The organism is Aerococcus sp. L_32, assembly GCF_050689315.1.
In genome coordinates this window covers 1-607 of the sequence record NZ_JBOEQF010001110.1, presented here as the reverse complement: position 1 = coordinate 607, position 607 = coordinate 1, and the positions used below count along the sequence as shown (strand labels likewise).

The following is a 607-nucleotide window of genomic DNA, read 5'->3' as shown; positions in this document are numbered from 1 at the left end:
GAATCAGAACTAGTATCCGTTGAGTCATTACTAGAGTCACTGTTTCCACATGCAGCTAAAGCAGCTGAAGCACCTAACGCTAAAACTAATTTTGAAAGCTTGCTAAAAGTCATTTATACTTTCCACCTTTTCTTTTTCTTAATCCATATAACCATATTCCAAACGATTACAAGGTTATTATATAAGATGATTGTAAATATCTAAGTGGATAAAATGTAAATTACCGCCAGTTATGTAAATATATTGTAAAGTTTGTGTAAATTTCATTGGTAAATTCTCATTTATCTTCCCTCATCGGCTAAATTTACTATTCGTTTATTCTTCTTCAATTTCATCTTCTTCATCTAATTCTAGCGGTTCTAGCTTAGGAATATAGACCGTAAAACTTGTTCCCCTTCCAAATACACTATCTACTTCAATCCTACCACCCATATGTTCTAGTATATTACGAACGATGGATAAACCTAGCCCTGTACCACCAGATGCAGTTGACCGGTCTTTACTTACCCGGTAGAATCGTTCAAATATTCGTGGAAGGTCCTCTTGTGGTATGCCGATACCATTATCTGAAATTTTAAATTGAATCATATTTTCCTCTTCAGAAATG

At 34.3% G+C, this 607-nt stretch carries 1 protein-coding gene; it reads right to left on the bottom strand.

Features of this window, described 5'->3' with window-relative positions; translation table 11 throughout:
- Positions 1–315: 315 nt before the first annotated feature.
- On the bottom strand, positions 316–607 hold a 292-nt coding region (locus ACRCJ0_RS18430; RefSeq protein ID WP_431391611.1), incomplete at its 5' end, for a sensor histidine kinase.